General features: G+C 24.1%; 3 protein-coding genes. All 3 read right to left on the bottom strand.

Annotated elements, in window-relative coordinates; all coding sequences use genetic code 11:
- Window positions 1–151: 151 nt before the first annotated feature.
- Genes G3997_RS05930 through G3997_RS05940 form a run of 3 tightly spaced genes read right to left on the bottom strand, consistent with a single transcriptional unit; the run spans window position 152 to window position 2228 of the window.
- Window positions 152–982 (bottom strand): hypothetical protein, encoded by an 831-nt coding sequence (locus G3997_RS05930; protein WP_296644372.1) that lies wholly within the window; start codon window positions 980–982, stop codon window positions 152–154.
- Window positions 975–1856, bottom strand: coding sequence for an ATP-binding cassette domain-containing protein (locus G3997_RS05935; protein ID WP_296644375.1), 882 nt, complete (start codon window positions 1854–1856; stop codon window positions 975–977). Before G3997_RS05935 ends, G3997_RS05930 begins: the two co-directional genes overlap by 8 nt.
- The gene (locus G3997_RS05940; protein ID WP_296644378.1) at window positions 1857–2228 is read right to left on the bottom strand and encodes a GntR family transcriptional regulator; all 372 of its coding nucleotides are present in this window, start codon (window positions 2226–2228) and stop codon (window positions 1857–1859) included.
- Window positions 2229–2265 lie beyond the last annotated feature (37 nt).

Consider the following 2265-nt stretch of genomic DNA (forward strand, 5'->3'; position numbering starts at 1 on the left):
CTATTAATTATATTCATTAATTTTTTTAGTTCAACGTATCTACTTTTGTACATATTACCATTCCTTTTTATTAACTATATAGGTTCTATATTATATGATATATAAATATTTTAAAGAACTTTATGCATTCTAAAAGGCTGTATAAACAGCCTTATATTAAATCATGTGCATATTCTTTTATGGGTGCATTTTTTAGAAGTAGTACTGAAGAAATTAAAGATATTATTATAGTCAATAGTTTTATAATTAACCTTATATTTATGTTCATAATGAAAAATAAAATTTTCCCTAAATTAATAGATATATAATCTGTAAATAAATCTGTATTAAGTATGACAAAAGTTAACCCTAAAGTTATAACTATTGTAGGTATAACTAAAAATATTATTACTGATGTACTCTTTTTTAATCTATATAATATACTTCCAAGTAATAATCCTACAGATGAATACATAAGTAAAGTTAAAAATTGTCCTAATATATCCATTATGAACATACCTATACTTAAATCAGAAAATGTAACCAATGTTGATGCACCCATTCCAGATAAACTATTTAAAAAAACTACTATAGTGTCTACAAAGTATGCTGAATCACTAAGTATAACAGCCGGCTTTCCTGAAACAGTCTCAACTATAAACTTTAAAATAAACTCCCATAAAACTGTAAATATAGCAAATCCTAAACCAAGTACTATTGTAGAAATTATTGTTGCTTTTATATAACTTTTTCTATCTGCTTTGATATTCATTGCTATATTAAATTGTTTATATGAAAGAAATATACCTTGTATAAACATTAATATAGCTGTCATAGTATATATCTGACTTTTAAATAATAAATGTCCATCTTCAACTAATGAATGTTTAAACCCTGTTAGTATCTCTCTACCATCATTAGTTATTACTATTGAAAGTGTTATTAATATCATAATTATTGTAGCTTTTTTCATTAATCTAAAATACGGCATTAATTTATTCACACTTATCCCCCCTTTTAGTAAGATGAACAAACATATCTTGTAAGTTCATAGTTTCTATATTTATATTTAAACTTTCTACGAGCTTTAAATCATCTTCATTTATATGTCCATAATATTTATAAATCTCATTAGATCCAAAAACTTTGTCTGGTGTTTTATCTTTCAAGCATAGTAGTTTTTCTAAGTCATATTTATGTCCACTTATGTAAAATGATTTTTGGCTTATATTATCTATATTATCGTCAACTATTACTTTGCCTTTGTTTATTATTACTACATTTTCAATTAGATTTTCTACTTCATTTATAAGGTGAGTTGATATTATTATTGTTCTCGGATTTTTAATATAACTATCTAATAGTATCTTATAAAACTCCTGTCTGTTATCTGCATCAAGACCTATTGTAGGTTCATCAAATATTGTTATAGGAGCATTAGAACATATTCCTATTATATTAGATACTATACTTTTCATACCCCTTGATAGTTTTCTATATGTCTTATCAGGTGATATTTCAAAATGAGTACATAAATATTTTTCTAGTTTTTTGTCATAGTCTTTATAAAAATATGAGTAAATATCAAATATTTCTCTTATACTTTTATCCCTATTTGGAAACTCTTTTTCTCTTACTATGCAAAGTTTATCTAATACATCATCACTTTTATTTATATTTTCACCAAATATATCTACTGTACCATTTTTACAAATTAGCTGTTTCGCTATTATATTTAATAAAGTTGTTTTTCCTACTCCATTTTTTCCAAGCAAACCATATATTTTATTTTCATAAAAGTCTATTGATATATCATCAAGTATCAAGTTATCATTAAAACTCTTACTTATATTTTTAACCTTTATAGCTATACCCATTTAATTTCCTCCGTTATATTCTTTTATCATTTCTAATAATTCTTCTTTATTTATCTCTAACTTATCAGCTTCTTCTATTAAGTTTTTTATTACCTTATTTTTAAAGCTTTCTTTTCTTAGAAGTTTTATAGTGTTTTTTGCTCCACTACTTACAAACATACCTAACCCTCTTTTTTTATATAAAATATTTTTATCTACTAATATATTCATTCCTTTTAAAACTGTTGCTGGGTTTATATTATATAATCTTGCTAATTCTGTTGTTGAAGGAACCTGTTCTTCTTCTTTTATACTACCTGTTAATATCTCATCTTCGATAGCTTTTGATATTTGAATAAATATAGGTTCATCTTCATTTAATATAAGCTTCATATACCCCCTCCTTACTTATATTTAATATTTAGTTAAT

Origin of the sequence: Romboutsia sp. 13368, from assembly GCF_018336475.1 — a bacterium.
Lineage (GTDB): Bacteria > Bacillota > Clostridia > Peptostreptococcales > Peptostreptococcaceae > Romboutsia.